12 protein-coding genes are annotated in these 14,588 nt (G+C 60.5%); 5 read left to right on the top strand and 7 right to left on the bottom strand.

Annotated elements, in window-relative coordinates; translation table 11 throughout:
- Positions 1-190: 190 nt before the first annotated feature.
- The 3 genes from H8S56_RS12225 to H8S56_RS12215 all read right to left on the bottom strand — a co-directional run bounded on the left by H8S56_RS12225 (position 191) and on the right by H8S56_RS12215 (position 3,039).
- Positions 191-1,024, bottom strand: coding sequence for a DeoR/GlpR family DNA-binding transcription regulator (locus H8S56_RS12225; RefSeq protein WP_024687844.1), 834 nt, complete (start codon positions 1,022-1,024; stop codon positions 191-193).
- Between the two features lie 105 nt (positions 1,025-1,129).
- Entirely contained in the window at positions 1,130-2,386 is a 1,257-nt protein-coding gene (locus tag H8S56_RS12220; RefSeq protein ID WP_024695844.1) for a cation:proton antiporter, read from the bottom strand.
- A gap of 323 nt (positions 2,387-2,709) precedes the next feature.
- Positions 2,710-3,039, bottom strand: coding sequence for a DUF2790 domain-containing protein (locus H8S56_RS12215; RefSeq protein WP_024695843.1), 330 nt, complete (start codon positions 3,037-3,039; stop codon positions 2,710-2,712).
- 222 nt (positions 3,040-3,261) lie between these two features.
- Between H8S56_RS12215 and H8S56_RS12210 the strand changes: the two genes are divergently transcribed.
- Entirely contained in the window at positions 3,262-3,486 is a 225-nt protein-coding gene (locus H8S56_RS12210; RefSeq protein WP_024687841.1) for a hypothetical protein, read from the top strand.
- 342 nt (positions 3,487-3,828) lie between these two features.
- Positions 3,829-5,154 (top strand): OprD family porin, encoded by a 1,326-nt coding sequence (locus tag H8S56_RS12205; protein WP_187518771.1) that lies wholly within the window; start codon positions 3,829-3,831, stop codon positions 5,152-5,154.
- A 67-nt stretch (positions 5,155-5,221) separates the two neighbouring features.
- On the opposite strand, the gene H8S56_RS12200 is transcribed toward H8S56_RS12205, so the two are convergent.
- From H8S56_RS12200 to H8S56_RS12190, 3 genes are all read right to left on the bottom strand, one after another.
- Positions 5,222-8,374: a CusA/CzcA family heavy metal efflux RND transporter gene (locus H8S56_RS12200; protein WP_187518770.1), complete on the bottom strand. Its 3,153-nt coding sequence runs from the start codon at positions 8,372-8,374 to the stop codon at positions 5,222-5,224.
- 24 nt (positions 8,375-8,398) lie between these two features.
- Complete coding sequence (locus tag H8S56_RS12195; protein WP_187518769.1) at positions 8,399-9,676, bottom strand: efflux RND transporter periplasmic adaptor subunit; 1,278 nt, start codon at positions 9,674-9,676, stop codon at positions 8,399-8,401.
- Between the two features lie 70 nt (positions 9,677-9,746).
- A complete protein-coding gene (locus H8S56_RS12190) occupies positions 9,747-10,967 on the bottom strand; it encodes a TolC family protein (RefSeq protein ID WP_187518774.1) in 1,221 nt (406 codons plus the stop codon).
- Between the two features lie 279 nt (positions 10,968-11,246).
- Here H8S56_RS12190 and H8S56_RS12185 point away from each other — a divergent pair, with 279 nt between their 5' ends.
- From H8S56_RS12185 to H8S56_RS12175, 3 genes are all read left to right on the top strand, one after another.
- Entirely contained in the window at positions 11,247-11,921 is a 675-nt protein-coding gene (locus tag H8S56_RS12185) for a heavy metal response regulator transcription factor (protein ID WP_024687836.1), read from the top strand.
- Positions 11,918-13,309, top strand: a complete 1,392-nt coding sequence (locus H8S56_RS12180; protein WP_187518768.1) for a heavy metal sensor histidine kinase — start codon at positions 11,918-11,920, stop codon at positions 13,307-13,309. The genes H8S56_RS12185 and H8S56_RS12180 overlap by 4 nt, the downstream gene beginning before the upstream one ends.
- 95 nt (positions 13,310-13,404) lie before the next feature.
- On the top strand, positions 13,405-13,806 hold the full coding sequence (locus H8S56_RS12175) for an MAPEG family protein (RefSeq protein ID WP_024687834.1): 402 nt from the start codon (positions 13,405-13,407) through the stop codon (positions 13,804-13,806).
- 343 nt (positions 13,807-14,149) lie between these two features.
- Here the strand turns inward: H8S56_RS12175 and H8S56_RS12170 are convergent, their stop codons facing one another.
- A complete protein-coding gene (locus tag H8S56_RS12170; protein WP_024687833.1) occupies positions 14,150-14,557 on the bottom strand; it encodes a DUF1090 domain-containing protein in 408 nt (135 codons plus the stop codon).
- Positions 14,558-14,588: the final 31 nt, after the last annotated feature.

Raw genomic sequence — 14,588 nt, 5'->3', positions numbered from 1 at the left:
CGGTGTGTTCAGTCGACGGGTTGCGGCTGGAAGCCAGTCTTCGTGAGCAAGCTCACTCCCACGGGTTGAAAACCGGTTTCAGCCAGTGGGCGCTGACTTGTCCGCGAAGGGGCCGGTGTGTTCAGTCGACGGGTTGCGGCTGGAAGCCAGTCTTCGTGAGCAAGCTCAACCCCCACAGGTCTGCATCTGTTCAGTCACGAGCCTGGCGCTTGCCGCTCACGGGCGCGAGCAACAGTTCGATGCGCTGTTTGCGGATGCCGTCGGCGGCGGCTTCGGCCAGGGCAGCGTCGGTGATGATGGTGTCGAACTGATCAAGCCCGGCGACCTTGTACATGCCAAACGTGCCGTATTTGGAGCTGGTTGCGACCAGCACGGTTTGCGAGGCGGATTGCATGGCCGCTTGCTTGACCTCGACTTTCAAGGCCGAGGGCGTTGTAGTGCCGCGTTGCAGATCCCACGAACTGGTGGACATGAAGGCCACGTCTGTCGCCAGTTGCCGCAGGGTCGCTGCTGCCAGTCCGCCCACGCTGGACAGGTTGGGATGGTCGAGCAGGCCGCCAGTGTGAATCACATCCACATGCCCCGCATCGGCCAGCGCATTCACCACCCCGAAGTCATTGGTGACCACCGTCATACCCGACAGCGCCACGATGTGCGGCACGATTTCCAGTGTGCTGGTGCCCGCATCCAGATAAATCGTCATGTCCGGGTGCAGCAGACCGGCCGCCAGCCGCGCCATGCCCTGCTTCTGTGGCAACTCGACCACGGCCTTCGACTGATGGCTGGGCTCGCTGTGCACCTGGCTGGCGATGCGCACACCGCCGGTGACCGAATAGGCACGGCCTTCCTGCTCCAGCAACGCGATGTCACGGCGGATGGTCATGTGCGAACACTCGAACATTTCCATCAACTGATGCACGCTCAGCACCTGATGCTTGCGCAACTGCCGCAGCATCAGCTCGCGGCGCTGATCGGGAATCATCGGTGTGCCGCCGGAAATGGCGAGCTCCTCTTCGGTGGACATTGCAGCTCCTGTGCCTCGGTGATGCCGCAGATCACAATCTGCGGTCCGGGCATCTTAGCCAATCGCCTCGGCAATGGAAGTGGCGACCGGCTTTTGTTCATTCACTCAGTGGGCCGAGTCCTTGACCTGCGGCTCGCGCGTGACGGCCTTGACCAGTTTGCCGATGGTCAGGCCCTGCAGCAGGATCGACAGCAGCACCACGATGTAGGTGATGCTCAGCAGCAGATCGCGCTCCGGGCCGGTCGGCAGGGCCAGCGCCAGTGCTACCGATACACCACCGCGCAACCCACCCCAGGTCAGGATGCGCACCGTGCCTTGGGGCACAGTCCGCCAGCGACGCAACAGCAAAATGGCAGGTGCCACGGTGACGAAACGCGACAGCAGGATCGCCACGGCCAACAGGCTGGCGGCAATCAGGTGCTGCCACGAGAACGGCAGCAGCAACAGCTCCATGCCGATCAGCGCGAACAGCAGCGCGTTGAGCATGTCATCCAGTAATTCCCAGAAGCCGTCCATGTAGCGACGGGTCATGTCGTTCATCGCCAGGTTGCGCCCCAGATTGCCGATGATCAGTCCGGCCACGACCATCGCGATGGGACCTGAAACATGCAGCTCCGACGCCATCGCCGAGCCGCCGATGACCAGCGCAAGCGTCAGCATGACCTCGATCTGGTACTGCTCGATGCTCTTGATCATCAGGTACACGGCATAGCCGATCAGGCCGCCGAACAGCACGCCGCCCACCGCCTCGTGCACGAACAGCATGGCGGTTTCGCCCACGGTCGGGGTTTCACCGAGTTGCGCGATGCCCAGCAGCACGGTGAACACCACGACTGCGGTGCCGTCGTTGAACAGGGACTCGCCGACAATGGTGGTCTTGAGGGGTTTCGAGGCATTGGCCGTACGCAGCACGCCGAGTACCGCAATGGGGTCGGTCGGCGAAATCAGTGCGCCGAACAGCAGGCAATAGAGCGGGCTGACGTGCCAGCCAAACAGGGCGAAGATCCAGTACGCCAAGGCACCGATTACCGTGGTTGCGATCAGCACGCCGAAGGTTGCCAGCAGGCCGATGGGCCAGCGATAGCTGCGCAGGTCCGCCAGATTGACGTGCAGAGCGCCCGCGAACAGCAGAAACGACAGCATCCAGTTCATCAGCAGGTCGCCGAAGTCGATCTGGCCGATCAGTTCCTGCACGCGGTTTTCAAGGCCGGGAAAGCCCATCAGGCTCAGGCCTTGCAGAATCAGTGAGAACATCAGCGCCGTGACCATCACGCCGATGGTGGGAGGCAGACCGATAAAGCGAAAGTTCACATAGGTCAGCAGCGAAGTGAGGCAGATAAAAGCAGCAACAAGTTCAAGCATCCGTCATTCCAAAATCCGTGAATCCAGTTTCAATTCCAGCGTGGTCGGCAACGAGCATCCCGGCCGAGCCATGCCCAGGCAGACTGTGATGGCCCGGGCAGCCGCTCAGGCACATTGCGTCGAACACGCACGAGGGCTTGCGTTGACCACGTAAATGCGTGGGTGTTGCAAAAAACACCCTGATCAAGGACCGAGCAGGCTGGACATACGAGGGCAGGCACAACGGAAAGACGCAAAAAAGTCAGCCCGGACGATTGTCCGGGCTGACGGTGGGTGGAGCGTGGGGTTCAGCGTTTCGGGGTGGCCTCCTGGCGGGTCTGGAATCATTGGCTGTTTCTGCACCCGCTGAGGATCTGGTACTGAACGGTCTTCAGATCACCCTTGGAATCCTGGTAGGTCATCAGTTTGGGCATGACGCTACAGGTTTTCATATCCGGTGATTTGCGGATCACCTTGGCAACGTCCAGCTTCATGCCGTACTTGTATTCCTGGATTTCCGGCATGGGCTTGTTATGGGTGGTTGCATACTTCTGCACGCTGGCCTGGTGATCCTTGATCAGGGTCTCTGCTTTTACTTCATCGCTGGTGTAAGCAAAGGCGCTCAGCGGTGAAAGGATGGCCAGGGCCAGCAATAACGATTTGGCAGTACGCATGTTCTTTGTCTCCGTTTTTGAATGTGAGCCCATGTTAAGGGTTGCCGGTTAACCGGAAGGTGGCGATAACATTACAAGTTGGTAATCTTCAAGATGTCAGGTTTCTAACAAGATTGTCATTCTCTGCTCACCTTCCTGTTAGCTACCGCACCGTAAGCTGGCCTCATTCCTGACAAGCGCCCAGCGCAACACAGGACTCAGACATTAACGAGAGAAGAGGAAATGACGATGAAACTGATTAAATCGATGGTCTTCGCCGTGGCGGCCTTGTCCTTTACAAGTGCGTTCGCTGACGACGGCAATGAATTCGCAAGTATCGCGGCAGACAAGATGCGCGCGGCTCAGGAGCAGCGCTTTAACGAGCAGCAGCGTGCCAGCCAGAACGAGCAGTATGTCAACTCTGACGAGAAATCCACGTCTGAGAAGTCCATCAAGTCCGAGGGCTAAAAACAGTTGGCCCTTACCGAGCAGCACCCTGTTCGCCTTTAGTAGCTTTCCGGCTCCTTTGGTTGAGGCGAATCTTCAAGCGTCCTTCGGGACGCTTTTTTTATGGGTGACTATTTAATAGGCCAGTTGGCATATTGAGTCTATTCTGTTTTTGTGAGTCCACCGTTCGGCCATTAAGTTATTCCATGTTTCTTTCATATTTGTAATCTCGCCGTCATCTTCACGTTATGTTCGTCTCTTCAAGATTGTGCCCCACTGGCAGCCCTCTATTGATCAATAGAGCCCCTATAAAAACAGGCCAGGCCGACAGGTTTAACGATCTGCCCAATCAACGGAGCGCACATGACACCACTTAAACGTTTTTCCTTCGCCCTATGTTCAACGCTCGCGGGTATTACGCCGCTTGCCGCCGTTGCCGAAGAGCAGAAAGAAGGCTTTGTCGAAGGCAGCACGCTGACAATCCTCAATCGCAACTTCTACATGAACCGCGACCATCGCAACGGCGAGTCGAGCCCGACGGGTAACGGCTACTCCGAAGCCTGGGCGCAAGGAATCATTGGCCGGTTTCAGTCGGGCTTTACCCAAGGTACGTTCGGCGTCGGCGTGGATGCATTCGCCATGATGGGCATCAAGCTCGACACCGGCGATGGAAGAAACGGCGGCCGCAGTGCGTTCGATGTGTTGCCTGTGGATGGGCAAGGCAATGCTCGCGACGAATACACCAAGGTCGGCGGCGCGCTGAAAGCCCGTGCGTTCGACACCGTGGTCCACGTGGGCGATGTGTTTCCGGTGACGCCCGTTGTCGCGTATGGCGATGCCCGCCTGCTGCCGGAAAGCTTTCGCGGCGTTACCGCCCTCAACACCAGCATCAGCGGCCTGACCTTGCAAGGCGGGCGTCTGCATTCGATGAGCCAGCCGGTGTCCAGCAACATGCGCGACGGCTTCGTTGCCTTTTACGGTGGTGCGGTCGATTCGCCCTGGCTCGCCTATTTCGGCGGCGATTACGAGGCCACCGACAGGCTGAGTCTCTCGCTGTACACCAGCCGGTTGAAGGATGCCTGGGATCAGAAGTACGGATCGGCGTCCTACGTATTGCCGATCACCAATGACCTGTCTCTGACCAGCAGCCTGAACTATTACAACGCGACCGACGAAGGCAAACGGCTACTCGGCGAGTTCGACAACGACATCTGGAGCGCGAAGCTCGCCCTGCAATACGGCGCACACACCGTGTCGCTTTCTCACCAGCGCAACCAGGGCGATGACGACTTCGACTACCTGAGGCAGTCCGATTCGATCTATCTGGCCAACTCCATCCAGTACAGCGATTTCAATTCACCCAACGAACGCTCATGGATGGTCACCTACAACCTGAACATGGCGACCTACGGCGTGCCCGGCCTGACATTCATGACCCGCTACGGCAAAGGCACGGATGCAGACTACTCCAACGCCAACAGCACCTACATGCGCCGCGACGCTCAGGGCAACCCGCTGACCGATCAGAAGCGTTGGGAGCGTAACATCGAAGCCAAGTACATCGTTCAGACCGGCACCATGAAGGATCTGTCCGTACGCGTTCGTCAGGCCACGACCCGAGCGACGGCGTTCGAATCGGATCTGGATGAGGTGAGGGTGATCGTTGAATACCCGTTGAGCGTGCTCTGACTGTTCGCCAAGCAACAAGAAAACGCCCCGAGGGGCGTTTTTTCGTTATGCGTCATGGCTCAGTCAATCACTTGGCTTCGACCGCTTCCTCCTCCCGCCGATGCGCCCACTGATACAACGCTGGCAGCACCAGCAGCGTCAGCGCTGTAGACGAAAGAATCCCGCCAATCACCACCGTCGCCAGCGGCCGCTGCACTTCGGCTCCGGTGCCTGTGGCCAGCGCCATCGGGATGAAGCCCAGCGAGGCCACCAGTGCAGTCATCAGCACCGGACGCAGGCGGGTGAGGGCGCCTTCGGTAATGGCGTCGTGCAGTGAGCGACCTTCTTCGCGCAGGTTGCGAATGAACGAGATCATCACCAGTCCGTTGAGCACCGCGACGCCTGACAGGGCGATGAAACCCACGCCTGCGGAGATCGACAGGGGAATGTCGCGCATCCACAGGGCCATGACGCCGCCGGTGAGGGCGAACGGGATGCCGGTGAAGACCAGCAGGCCGTCCTTGAGGTTGTTGAACATCAGGAACAGCAGCGCGAGCACCAGCAGCAGCGCAACGGGCACAACGATTTGCAGGCGTTTGGCGGCCGATTGCAGCTGTTCGAACTGACCGCCCCAGTTGGTCCAGTAGCCCGCCGGAATCTGCACGCTGCTGTCCAGGGTCTGGCCCGCCTCCTCGACGAACGAGCCCAGGTCGCGGCCGCGCACGTTGGCGCTGACGATCACCAGACGCTTGCCATTTTCGCGGCTGATCTGGTTCGGACCTAACACCAGATCCAGGCTGGCGACCTGAGCCAGCGAGATGAAGCTGATCTGCTGGTTGCTGCTGCCCGCACTGGCGGGCACCGGGATGAGCAGGCTGGACAGTCCGGCCACATCGGTGCGCAGTTGTTCGGACAGGCGCACCACCATGTCGAAGCGGCGATCACCTTCGTACAGCGTGCCGGCCTGACGCCCACCCAGCGCAATGGCGATGGCGTCCTGCACGTCGGCGACGTTGAGGCCATAGCGCGCCGCCTTATCGCGGTCGATGTTGATGGTCAGCACCGGCAGGCCGGTGGTCTGTTCGACCTTCACTTCGGACGCGCCCGGCACTTTCTGCATCGCGGCAGCGATTTTGGCGGCGGTCTGGTTGAGCACGTTCATGTCATCGCCGAACACTTTGACCGCTACGTCGCTGCGCACACCCGATACCAGTTCGTTGAAACGCAACTGGATCGGCTGGGACAGCTCGTAATTGCTGCCCGGTACGCTCGCTGCGGCCTGTTGCAGTTCGGCGATCAGGGTTTCCCGCGACTTGTCGGGGTTCGGCCATTCGCTTTGCGGCTTGAGCATCACATAGCTGTCGGAAATGTTTGGCGGCATCGGGTCGGCGGCGATTTCGGCAGTGCCGGTGCGGGCGAACATGCGCTCCACTTCCGGCATTTTTTCGATCACGGCCTTTTCGAGGCGCTGCTGCATGTCCACCGATTGCGTCAGGCTGGTGCCCGGCACGCGCAGGGCCTGCAGCGCAAAGTCGCCTTCGCTCAGGCTCGGGATGAACTCGCTGCCCATGCGGCTGGCGGTAAAACCGGACAGCACCATCACCACGAACGCCAGGGTGAAGGCAATCCAGCGATGCCCCAGGACCCAGCCGAGCACCGGCGCATAACGCTGGCGAGCCGTGCGCATCACCAGGCCTTCTTCTTCCTTGACCTTGCCGGTCACGAACATGGCGATGGCCGCAGGCACGAAAGTGACCGAGAGGATCATGGCGCCGAGCAGGGCGATGACCACAGTAAACGCCATCGGGTGGAACATTTTGCCTTCAACGCCGGTGAGGGCGAAGATCGGCAGGTACACGACCATGATGATCAACTGGCCGAAGATCAGCGGACGGCGTGCTTCTCTGGCGGCGGCAAACACTTCATGGAAACGCTCCATGCGCGTCAGCATCCGGCCGTGTTTCTGCTGGGCGTGGGCGAGCCTGCGAATCGAGTTTTCGACGATGACCACCGCACCATCGACGATAATGCCGAAGTCCAGCGCGCCGAGGCTCATCAGGTTGGCGCTGACCTTGTTGGCGAACATGCCGGTGAAGGTAAATAGCATCGCCAGCGGGATGACCATGGCGGTGATGAGCGCAGCACGGATGTTGCCCAGAAACAGAAACAGGATCGCGATGACCAGAATCGCGCCTTCGATCAGGTTTTTCTTCACCGTGGCGATGGCTTTTTCGACCAGATGGGTGCGGTCATACACCGTCACCGCTTCGATGCCCTCGGGCAACGTGCGGTTGATGTCGGCGAGTTTGGCGGCCACGGCCTGGGAAACGGTGCGGCTGTTTTCGCCAATCAGCATGAACACGGTGCCGAGCACCACCTCGCGGCCGTTTTCAGTGGCGGCACCGGAGCGCATTTCCTTGCCGATGCCGACGTCGGCCACGCTGCTGACCCGGATGGGCGTGCCCTGTACGTTGGCAATGACAATGTTGGCGATATCGTCCACTGTTTGCAGCTGACCCGGCGCACGAATCAGCAATTGCTCGCCGCCGCGTTCGATGTAACCCGCGCCGACGTTGGCGTTGTTGCGCTCCAGCGCAGCCACCAGATCGTTCAGCGTCAGCTTGTAGGCTGCCAGTTTCTTGGGGTCCGGGGCGATTTCATACTGCTTCGCAAACCCGCCGATGGTGTTGATTTCGGCCACACCCGGCACGTTGCGCAACTGCGGCTTGATGATCCAGTCCTGAATCACCCGCAAGTCGGTCGGCGTATACGGCGTGCCGTCGTCCTTCAATGCGCCTTCACGGGCTTCGACGGTCCACAGGAAAATCTCGCCAAGACCGGTAGAGACCGGCCCCATCATGGTCTCGACGCCTTCGGGCAATTGGTCCTTGGCAATCTGTAGCCGTTCGTTCACCTGTTGACGGGCGAAGAACAGGTCGGTGCCGTCCTCGAAAATCACCGTAACCTGCGACAACCCCGAGCGTGACAGCGAGCGCGTCTGTTGCAGGCCGGGCAGGCCGGCCATGTTGGTCTCGATGGCAAAGGTGATGCGTTGTTCGGTCTCCAGCGGCGAAAAGCCTGGAGCCGAGGTATTGATCTGCACCTGCACGTTGGTGATGTCGGGTACGGCATCGATGGGCAGTTTCTGGTAGCTGGCGATGCCCAGCCCTGCCATCAGCAGGACCGCGAACATCACAACGATGCGCTGTTCAATCGCGAATTTGATCAACCGTTCAAACATGGAGGAATACTCGTACGACGCAGGTCAATGGGCGTGCTCGGCGGAGCCTTTGCCCAGCTCCGACTTGAGGATGAAGCTGCCAGCGGCGGCCACTTGAGTGCCTGCGGCCAGGCCTTTGACGATTTCCACGTAGCCGCCATCGCTGCGACCGAGCGTGACCGGGGTCAACTGAAAGCCCTCGTCATTGCGCACGAACACCGACGGTTTGTCTTCGACGGTCTGGATGGCTGAATCAGGCAGGCTGACCGCGACCTGACTCTGTTGTGCCGCTACATCAACCGAGACGAACAGCCCCGGACGCCACGCGCCGTTAGGGTTGGCGAGGGTCACGCGAACCGTGGCAGCACGAGTCTGCTCACCCAGCAGGCTGCCGACGTAACCGATGCGGCCTTCAACACGAGCGTTCAGGTCGGGCGCGCTGACGGTAACGGGGCGACCCACGATCACCTTGTCCAGATCCTTGGGCGCGACGCCGAAGGTGGCCCAGACGCGGGACAGGTCCGACAGCGTGAACGCGTTGCTCGCCTCGCTGACGACTTCGCCGATGGCCAGGTGTTTTTCCACGACCATGGCGTCGAACGGGGCGATCAGCTCGTAACGATTGCCTGCCGTGGGGCTGACGCTGGCACCGATGGCGCTGAGCTTCTGCCGGGCGTTGGACAGGCTGATGTCCGCTTCCTGAAAGGCCTGACGAGCCTGTTGATAGTCCTGCTCGGCCGAGATGCGGTCTTCCCAGAGTTTTTTCTCGCGTTGCAGGGTCAGCCTCGCCAGTTCCTGGCGGCGCTGAGCGGCGCTCAATTCACTGCGTTGATCGGAAATCTGCTGGCTGGCGATGATCGCCAGCACCTGGCCTTTCTTGACACTCTGGCCCAGCTCGACCTTGACCGATTCGACGACGCCGCCTACTCGAGGCACGACATGTGCGGTGCGGTCTTCATCAAAGCGGATCTCGCCGGGGAAGGTGACTGACGTGCTCATCGGCCGGGGTTCCGCGGCGACCAGTTCTATGCCGGCCGCCTTGATCTGCTCGGCAGTGAGTTCGAGGTGGCCTTCTTCTTCCTCGTGTGCGGCTTGCGGCGCGGCCGCACCTTGCTTCTCGGATTCGCTGCCGTGGCCTTCCTCGCCATGCTCTTCGTCAGCGTGGGCTTCTTCTTTGGCGTGGGCGTCGGCCGATTCGTTGGCGTGTGGGTCGGTTCCGGCCTGGGCGCTGAAGGGCAGCATTCCAGGGTTGAGGGTCAGGCTGCCCAGGCCAATGATGACCACCACCGCCAGGGCGATGCCAATGCTTCGTTTGTTGTCCATGGGTGCTCCCGGCAATCATGTAGGTGCAGCGCACACTGGGATGCGCTCGGTAGAGGCAGAAAAAGGGGTGTCAGGGTGTGCGGCTGAAGCGGTCGAGGTCGCCGTAGATGCGTTCAACGGTGACGCTGGCGTCGGTGGCCATGGCCAGCGATTCCAGGTATTGGCTGCGGGCTGAAATCAGGGTCCGCTGGGCGTCCAGTACGTCGAGGAACCCGAATTTGCCCATCTCGAAACCGCGTGTCGCCGTATCGACGGCGCGCTGCGCGGCGGGCAGGATGACCTGATTGAACGACTCCACTTCCCGTGCGGCGTTGGCCCATTGATCAAGCGCCGACTGGACCTGCGTGCGCAGCTTCAGTTCTACGGCATTACGCAGGTCGCGTGCCTGGTCCGAGCGTCTGGCCGCAGACAGGACATTGCCCTGATTGCGATCAAACAGCGGAATCGGCATCGAAAGGCCGACCACATTGATGCGCTCGCGGTCTTCGCGGCTGTATTGGCTGCCGATACTGACGGTCAGGTCCGGCACGCGCTTGGCACGCTCCGAACCCAGCGCGGCCTCGCGCTGATCGATCTGGGCCTGGGCGAGGCGTAGCTCGGCGGTCTGGTTGATGGCCGTGAGGATTCTGGCCGAGGGCGGCGCATTGCCGGGCGAAAGGTCGCTGTACTCCAACCGACTGAACGAGGCCGTCGGCGAGCCTGTGGCTCGGGCCAGTTCGCGGTAGCTGTTGATCTTCAGGGTCTCGGCGCGGCGCACCAGCAAGTCGGTTTCAGCCAGTTGCACCTGAGCGCGTGTCGCTTCCACCGGCGACGTCTTGCCCGCCTGCACTCGACCGTCCGCCACTTGCAGGCCACGCTCGGCCAGGGATCTGGACTGACGCGCCAGATCCAGACCGGCCTGCGCACGGGCAGCCGCATAGAACGCCTGGACGACTTCGGCACGCAGTTCGTTGCCGCGCCGTTCGAGCTCTATCCGGGCAGCGTCCTGACCACGGCTGGCGGCCTCGATCCGCGCGCCGCGCTTGCCGCCCAGTTCCAGCGCCTGGCTCAGCATCACGGTGGTGGTACGGGTCTCGCTGCGGGTGTCCTCCGCTTCCCAGGAGGCTACGGGGTTGGGGATCAGGCCCGCCTGCTGGCGCTCGCCCTCGGCCACACCGATTTCCCATTGGGCGGCAGCCAGATCAGGGTTCTGCTCGAAGGCTGCTGCGAGCGCCTGTGGCAGACTCAAACCCTGGGCGACGCTCACCATGGGCGTCATCATCAGCAGCACGCACAGCGTGCCGGTTCTTATCGGCGGCATGGCCAATGCCAGTCTAGACCCGAGCACGTTCGTGGCTCTCCCGTCGCATACATCACCCCCATCAAATAAAAAGAACAACCGCGCCATAGGGGCTGTTGAATCTGGATGCGGGGACTTTATGCAATGGCAGTTATCAGAGGGATTGCCGGAAAATTACAATTCCGTTATCTACTGGGGAGGGCGGTTCTTTGCCCGTACACTGCGGGTCACATGGCTCCATAGCCAAAACCATCGGCAGGGATTTGCCCATCAGACAGGACACACCTATCCATGCGAATCCTGGTAGTAGAGGACGAGCCTAAAACTGCCGAGTACATGCATCAGGGGTTGACCGAGAGCGGCTATGTGGTGGACATCGCTGCCACCGGGCTCGATGGGCTGTACCTTGCGCAGCATCAGGCGTACGACGTCGTTATTCTGGATGTGAACCTGCCTGAAATGGACGGTTGGGAAGTCCTTACCCGACTCAGGAAAACCGTCAATACGCGGATCATGATGGTCACCGCGCGCGGCCGCCTCGAAGAGCGGGTCAAGGGCCTGGAAATGGGCGCTGACGATTATCTGGTCAAACCTTTCGAGTTCCCCGAGCTGCTGGCTCGGGTGCGCACGTTGATGCGTCGCTGTGAGCAGCCGACGGCGCCTCAGGTCCTGCAGGTCGGTGATCTGGAACTGGATCAGGGCCGTCATCGGGCATTTCGCGGCAAGCAGCGCATCGACCTGACCACCAAGGAATTCGCGCTGCTGCACCTGTTGATGCGTCACACCGGGGAGGTGATGTCGCGCACTCAGATTATCTCGCTGGTGTGGGACATGAACTTCGATTGCGACACCAATGTGGTCGAGGTGTCGATCCGCCGCCTGCGCGCCAAGATCGACGATCCGTTCGAGACCAAACTTATCCACACCCTGCGCGGTGTCGGTTATGTGCTGGAAGTGCGCGAATGAAACCCACGCGCCTCTCGACGCGGCTGGGCCTGACGGTCACTGCGCTGAGCGCGTTTCTGGTGGTGATCATGGAGGTGTTCGCTTACGCGTCCATTTCCCACCAGTTGGACATGCGTGCCGAAGACGGCCTGAAAGAGAAGTTCGGGCAGATCGAGCACAGCCTGAGCGAGGGGTTTCTGTCGATCGGCGATATCGTTCAGTACCCGCATACCTTGCGTGATCAGATTGTGGGTCATGACAGCTTTGCCCTGACTGTTCTGGATTCGCGCACGCCCCGGCAGACGTTGATGAGCATCGGCAATCAGCAAGGCCGGGAGTTGCCGATGCCGACGTCCGGCGTTCTGCCTCAAGGCTTTCAGGAAGTGACGTCCAGTGCGGGCAACCACTTGCTGGTGGGCTATCGGGAGATTCGCCTCAAGACCGACGAGAACATTCTGGTCGTGCTGTCGATGGACAGGGAAAGCGACGCCACATTGCTGCATGCCTACGTGAGATCGACGTTCCTGGTCCTGCCGTTGATCCTGCTATTGGTGGGTTTCGGGGCGTGGTGGATCGTGCGGCGTGGCCTGAGGCCGTTGCGTGCTTTCAGAAAGGTGACGGCGCTGATCTCGGCCCGAGACCTGTCTCACCGCATGAAAGTGACCGGCCTCCCCGACGAGCTGCGCGATCTGGCCCATGCCGTGAATTTCATGCTGCACCGGCTGGACGGCGATGTTCAGCAGTTGTCGCAGTTTTCGGACGATCTGGCGCATGAGATGCGCTCGCCGATGAACAACCTGATGGGCAAGGCGCAAGTCACCCTGTCGCGGCCTCGTCCCCCGGAGGAATACAGACAGGCGCTGGAATCCTGCACCGAAGAGCTGGAGCGCATGTCACGCATGATCGCCCAGATGCTGTTCCTGGCCAGCGTCAGCCAGCCCTCGGCACCGTTGGCGCTCGAAGCCATCAACCTGCGCGAGGAATCGGAGAAAGTGGCCGAGCTGTTTTCGGCGTCGGCCGAAGACCGTGACATCACCTTGCAGGTCGAGGGGACCGGTCGGGCCATGGGCGACCGGCTGATGATTCAGCGGGCGATCTCCAACCTGTTGTCCAACGCTATTCGGCATGGAGCGAGTGGCAGCACCATCACGATCAAAATCGCCACCCATCCCGAAGACATCTCGCTGGCGGTACGCAATGTCGGGGAAGGCATCGATGCCGAGCACCTGCCGCGTCTGTTCGACCGGTTCTACCGGGTCCACGTCAGTCGCGCCCGCCAGCAGGGTGGCACAGGGCTGGGACTGGCCATCGTTCGCTCGATCATGAGCCTGCACGAAGGGCAGGTTAAGGTCGAAAGCGAGCCAGGACAGTTCACGACCTTCAGCCTGATTTTCCCCCGGCTGTCATAAGCGCAAGAACCTTTCGCCCGCTTACGGTTCTGAGGTTGTAGGCTGTCCGGCCTGGCAGGCTTCGACGTGAAGCCAAACATGATAAGGATGGATGTATGACAGTAGCTTTCTGGTGCGTGCTGGTCGCGATCCTGTTGCCGATCGCCTGCGCAGGCATCGCCAAGGCTGGCAGCGGCAAGTTCAAGATGGGTAACAATCACGACCCTCGTGCCTTCCTCGACAAGCTGGAAGGGTTTCCGAAGCGCGCCCACGCTGCGCAACTCAACAGTTATGAAGTGACGCCTGCGTTTGCAGCCGCGGTGATCATTGCTCACATCGCGGGCAATGCGCAGCTGGTCACTATCGACGTGCTGGCAGTGCTGTTCATTACCAGCCGCCTGCTCTACATCATCTTCTACCTGGCCGATCTGGCAGCGATGCGCTCCATTATCTGGCTGGTCGGGATGGGGTTGATCATTGCGCTGTTCGGGGTTTCGGCATTCCCGGCTGCGGCGTGATTGGCTGAAACACTGTCGACTGCAAGCTGTGCCTGGATCAGGCTTTGCGACGGATTCCACCCGGCATCCGTGAGAGAGCGCAGGTTCGCAGCAAACTGAGTGGGAGCGGACCGGGCGGCGTTCCGCTCCCACAGAATCGCATTTCTTCAGTAAGTTACAGGTTGTTTGACAAAACGCGGCTTGCTGGCGATCTGCCGGGAACCTGCAGTAAAACCCGAAGACTCGGTGCATGAGCCGAAACATGGGGCGTCGTAACCTCCGAGAGCTCCCACGTCCTTCGGGCAGAAGCAGACTTCAGCGTATGCTCATCAGGTGATGTGAATAAGCGCAAGTGGTCTGCCGCTCAATCGTCCTGCTGCACCTTCTCAAGTTCTGCCTGTGCATCCTGCAATTCCTTGCGAGATTCGGCGAGCTTGTCTTTGCGTTTGTTGATCTTCTCCGGATCGCCTTTGTCCATCGCCTTGTTCAGGTCGGTCTGACGCCGGCTGACTTCCCGTTTGGCGTCCAGCACCTTCTGTTCACGCTGTTTAAGCAGTGACGTCTCGGTGCAGTTGGCGTTGACCTCGGCCAGTGCTTTTTCCAGGCCTGCCTGTTCGGCCTTGTTGCCTTCGGTTTTGGCGTCCTGAATCTTGCTGGTGATGTCCTGGCTCTTGAGCAGGCATTCGGAAGGAGGCGCTTGTTCAGCGGCCCACAGCGGAGCAGCCAACAACGTGCAGCTGGTGAAAAGAACCAGCGGTGATAAAAACTTCATATGAACTCCTGTTGAAAGCGACAACGTCCGG

Source organism: Pseudomonas triticifolii, from assembly GCF_014358015.1.
In the GTDB taxonomy this organism is placed as follows: Bacteria; Pseudomonadota; Gammaproteobacteria; order Pseudomonadales; family Pseudomonadaceae; genus Aquipseudomonas; species Aquipseudomonas triticifolii.
The sequence above is the reverse complement of the archived record's forward strand: the minus strand, read 5'-3'. Positions and strand labels throughout refer to the sequence as shown.